This is a genomic window from Azospirillum sp. UFLA03-27 (assembly GCF_059803775.1).
In genome coordinates, this window is sequence record NZ_JAUQTX010000366.1 from 1 (window position 1) to 4,629 (window position 4,629).

Below are 4,629 nucleotides of genomic sequence, written 5' to 3' on the forward strand. Positions count from 1 at the left end.
CTACACTCGCGTATAATCGTCGGCAGCGTCAGATGTGTATAAGAGACAGGGGCGGGGCATGGTCTTCGACCTTCGAAAGGGTGACGCCGCTCCACTATGCCCCCGACGCGCGATGGCGCGCCTGTGACCAAACGGCGGCGCTCATGCTGGCATGCCGCCGTATCGCCGCCAAGTGGTGCGTGCTTAAGGCAGCTTCCTGAAGACTATGCGCCGCATCGGCTGGTCGAAGGCGGTCATCCCCTCCGCGTCGGTCCGCCCGTTGGCGGCGAAGCGGCGGCGGACCTCGGCCTCCACCGGAGGCAGGCGCTCGCGCCGCACCGGGTCCACGGCGGTGACGTGGGTCAGGTAATGATCGGCGTCGCGGTAGCGCACCACGGTGCTGTAGACCGTCTCGTCCACCGCCTGCAACGGCAGCGGCGGATGCTTCAGCGTGTCGTAGGCGGCGGCCCGCACCTCCGTCTCGTCCTCGATGGGCAGGATGACCTCGAAATAGGTGCCCTCGGCGATGGGCTCCACCACCACCAGCGTGCCGCCGGGCTTCAGAACCCGCGCCGCCTCTGCCATCGCGTCGGCCATGACCGCCAGCGGCAGGTGGTGGAAGCTGTTGGAGTAGACGATCGCATCCACCGACGCGTCCTCCAGCGGCAGCGCCTCCCCCTTGCCGACGCGGTAGTCGGCGCCGGCCACCGGCTCCGCCTTGCGGGCGCGGGCGAGCTGGCCCTCGCTGATCTCGATGCCGATGGCCCGGGCGCCGAGTCCCGCGAAATGGCGGGTCAGCGACCCGTCGCCGCAGCCGACATCCACCACGGTCCGGTCCCGTGGGTCCAGAACCTCGGCCAGGGCGTCCTTCAGGGTCAACGTCGTCATGGTGCGTTTCCGTTTTTCTTGATGGTTGGCAGGTGTTGGGCGGCGTTCCGGCCCCGGTGGGTCAGGGCGCGGCGTTCAGCGTCCGCCGGAAATAGTCGAGGACCTCGTCGTTCAGCCGCGTGTGGAAGGCGGCGCGGTCGAAGCCCGGCGGGTCCTGCACCGTCGCGCCGAAGCGGGCGGCGGCGCTGGCCGGGACCGGTGTCAGGAAGGCGTAGTGGCCGGCACCGGGAACGAGGTCGTATTCCGGCGGCTGGGGCAACAGGCCGCGCACCCGCGCCACCTGGAGGGCGCCGCTCTCGTCGCCCTTCTCCGCCTCGTACAGCCGGACCGGGACGGTGACGCGGGACAGCGCGCCGTCCGCGAACAGGGCGCCGACCGGGTCCATCAGCAGCAGCGAGCGGATGCGCGGATCGCTGGCGGCCTCCAGCCGCTTCGGCGAGGCCGCGGCGGCGGTCTTGGCGCCCGCCGGGCAGAGGGTCCGGTCGTCGGGGTGGGTGACGCAGATCTGGGCCAGCCGTCCCGGATCGGCGACCCCGCCCGCCGCCGCCAGCGCTGCATGGCCACCGGACGCGTAGCCGAGCACGCCGATGCGCTGCCGGTCCACCCGGAAGCCCATGGGCGAGGAGTCCAGCAAAGCGTCCAGAGCCGCGCGGAGTTGCAGCGGCAGTTCCGACCACAGCGGCACGGTGCCGATCCGGTCGCCTTTGCCGGCCCTGGGATCCGCGTCCGGTTCCATGCCGCCGAGATGGGTCACGATGGCTGTCATCATCCCGCGGCGCGCCAGGAACAGGGCGACGCTGACCATCGCCAGACCGTTGCGCGCCGGTCCCTGGGTCATCATCACCAGCGGCACGGAATCCAGCGCCGGTCCGCCCTCCGGGGCGACGTTCAGGTGATAGGGTCCCCGCCGGATCGGCTGCACGGGATCGCGCGTGGGGTAGAAGAGCAGGATCGGCACCGTCTTGCCCGTGCCCGGATCGGCGTAGGCGATCTGCGACACCGCCGCCCGGAACTGGGCCGGCGTTTCCGCCCGCGCGGGCAGGACCGGAAGCAGCCCGGTCATCAGAAGAGCCAGAACCCACCGCCGTGTCTGCGGACCCATCGCAACCCCTCCGGCATCACGTCACGAGGCCTTCCCCGTTGGGGGGAGTGTGGCCGTCTTGCCGGTCAAACGGCAAGCACGGTGTTTCCTGCCTGAACAATGGGGTCCACAAATCATGGCTCCTTGCCAAGAAACGGGCCGGCCTGTACCACGGCGGTGCGCCCCGCCAACCGCCAAGGCACAGGTCGGCCCGTCCCATGTTCGACAGCTTCCTTCTCGCCTTCACGGCGCTGTTCTCGATCGTCAACCCCATCGCCATGGCGCTGATCTTCAGCCAGGTGACGGCGGAGCGCAGCCCGAAGGAGCGGGTGCAGCTCGCCGCGCGGGTTGCCGTCTATTCGGCCATCGTCATGCTGGCCGCCTTGTGGGCGGGGTCCTACGTGCTGAACTTCTTCGGCATTTCGCTGGCGGCGCTGCGGATCGCCGGCGGCTTCGTGGTGGCGGAGCGCGCCTGGGCGCTGCTGAGCGCGCCGGAAGCCCACGAGGCCCGCAAGCAGGAGCAGGCCGCACCGGCGGAGGAGGCCGGGGACTCCGATGTCGGGGAGTCGGCCTTCTTCCCCCTGACCATTCCCTTCACCACCGGCCCGGGCACCATCTCCGTCGCCATCGCGCTCGGCGCCACCCGCCCGGCGGACACCGCCGGCCTTACGAACTTCTTCATCGGCGTGTCGGCGGCGGCCCTGGCCATCGCGCTGCTGATCTGGCTGTCCTACCGCTCCGCCGACCGGCTGGTGGCTCTGCTCGGCCACACCCGCGCCCGCGTGCTGACGCGGCTGTTCGCCTTCCTGCTGTTCTGCGTCGGCGTGCAGATCCTGCTGACCGGCATCCTGGACGCCTTCCCCGTGCTGGCCTCGGGGAGTTGAGCCTGATTCAGCGGGCGCGCCCCACGCGCTGGCGGGCCATGCGGTCGGCGACGGCGGCGGTCGGTTTGCGCTCCATGTCGGCGCGGGCGAAGATCTCCGTCAGCGTGTCGGCGATCCGCTCGATGTGGCTCATCACGCGGCCGTGGTCGTAACCGGCGCGCTCGTGATAGACGTCGATCACCCCGCCGGCGTTGATGACGTAGTCGGGGGCGTAGAGGATGCCGCGGTCGGCCAGAGCCTGCCCGTGCCGGGCCTCGGCGAGCTGGTTGTTGGCAGCACCCGCGACGACCGGGCAGGTCAGCCGCGGGATCGTCTCGTCGTTGAGGACGGCGCCCAGAGCGCAGGGGGCGAAGACATCCACCTCCAGATCGAAGATGGCGTCGGCGGACACCGGTGTGGCGCCGACGCGGTCGGCCACGCGGCGGGCCTGCGCCTCGTCGATGTCGGCGACCCACAGCCGCGCCCCGGCCTCGGCCAGATAGCGGGCGAGATGCCCGCCGACGCTGCCCACGCCCTGGATGGCGACGGTCAGCCCCTCCAGGTCGGTGCGGTGCAGGCGGTGGAGCACCGCCGCGCGGAGCCCGACGAAGACGCCGTAGGCGGTTGAGGGGGATGGGTCGCCGCTGCGCGTGCCGCCGCTTGCGGTCGCCTTCTCGACCACGCCGGAGACATGGGCGGTTTCCTGCGCCATGGTCTTGATGTCGGGAACCCCGGTGCCGGAATCCTCGGCGACGATGTAGCGTCCGCCCAACCGTTCGACGTGGCGTCCCATGGCGCGCAGCAGCGCCTCGCTTTTGTCGGTGCGCGGGTTGCCGATGATGACCGACTTGCCGCCGCCCAGCGGCAGGCCGGCCAGGGCCGACTTGTAAGTCATGCCGCGCGACAGGCGCAGCGCATCGCGCAGGGCCTCCTCGTCGCTGGCGTAGGGCCACATGCGGCACCCGCCCAACGCCGGGCCGAGCGCGGTGTCGTGCACGGCGACGATGGCGCGCAGGCTGGACGCCGCGTCGGAACAGAAGACCACCTGCTCATGGTCGTCGAAATCGGGATGGTCGAACAGCGGCACGGTTTCCTCCAAATTTTTTCTTTTTGAAAAGCGGGGATCACCGTGACGCAAAGCTCGAGCGTTGCACGCGGAAGAGTTCCGCGCGCCGTGCGGTGGTACGGCGTGTCCGCTTTTCCTTGCCCTGTGCTTCACCCCTGCATGGTCGGGCGGGGAAGCGACGGGCTGTTCTCTTGAAGGAAACTAGATGCGCATGAAAATGCTGGCAAGACGGACGGTTGGCTGGCCTGCAAAAAGCAAGGAGATGAGCGCCAGGGCGGTCTGGCGGCGGGAAAGTGTCGCGGACGGGACCGCGAACGATAATTTCCGGTCCGCTCTCAAAAGGAATGAGGCCGGGAACCGGCCGGGCGGTGGGGGGAGGCCACCCGGCCGGTTCCCGCAGGGATCAGAATTCCTCCTCGTCCCCGCCGAAGCCGCCCCACGAATCCTCTTCGCTGGGGATCTCCTCGGCCACCTGATCAATGGCGCCCTGGGCCTCCTGGGCGATGGCCTCGCCGCCGCCGGAGAAGGCGCTGGACAGCGCGCTGCCGATCAGCATGCCTCCGGCCACGCCCATGGCGGTCTGCATGGCGCCGGCCATGAAGCCGCCACCGGCCCGCTGCGGCTGCTGGGCGTAGGCCGCAACGCGCGGATCACCGTAGGCCGGGGCGGCGCCGGGCGCTTGACCCCAGGGGGAGCCGCCGGGGCGCTGCTGCGGGGCCGGGGCGGGCTTGGCGGCGCCGCCACCGAACAGG

At 70.5% G+C, this 4,629-nt stretch carries 5 protein-coding genes; 1 reads left to right on the top strand and 4 read right to left on the bottom strand.

Translation table 11 applies throughout. From position 1 onward, the window contains the following. Window positions 1–183: 183 nt before the first annotated feature. Window positions 184–867 (bottom strand): class I SAM-dependent methyltransferase, encoded by a 684-nt coding sequence (locus tag Q4I23_RS30600; protein WP_498528714.1) that lies wholly within the window; start codon window positions 865–867, stop codon window positions 184–186. Window positions 868–928: 61 nt separating this feature from the next. Then, window positions 929–1,930: an alpha/beta hydrolase family protein gene (locus Q4I23_RS30605; RefSeq protein WP_498528715.1), complete on the bottom strand. Its 1,002-nt coding sequence runs from the start codon at window positions 1,928–1,930 to the stop codon at window positions 929–931. Window positions 1,931–2,166: 236 nt separating this feature from the next. Here Q4I23_RS30605 and Q4I23_RS30610 point away from each other — a divergent pair, with 236 nt between their 5' ends. Further along, window positions 2,167–2,832 carry a MarC family protein gene (locus Q4I23_RS30610; RefSeq protein WP_498528716.1) on the top strand — a complete coding sequence of 222 codons (666 nt, stop codon included), beginning with the start codon at window positions 2,167–2,169 and terminating at the stop codon, window positions 2,830–2,832. Between the two features lie 7 nt (window positions 2,833–2,839). Here the strand turns inward: Q4I23_RS30610 and Q4I23_RS30615 are convergent, their stop codons facing one another. Both Q4I23_RS30615 and Q4I23_RS30620 read right to left on the bottom strand, forming a co-directional pair. Further along, the gene (locus tag Q4I23_RS30615) at window positions 2,840–3,898 is read right to left on the bottom strand and encodes a Glu/Leu/Phe/Val dehydrogenase dimerization domain-containing protein (RefSeq protein ID WP_498528717.1); all 1,059 of its coding nucleotides are present in this window, start codon (window positions 3,896–3,898) and stop codon (window positions 2,840–2,842) included. Window positions 3,899–4,280: 382 nt separating this feature from the next. Then, a partial coding sequence (locus tag Q4I23_RS30620) for a DUF2076 domain-containing protein (protein ID WP_498528718.1) occupies window positions 4,281–4,629 on the bottom strand: 349 nt, incomplete at its 5' end.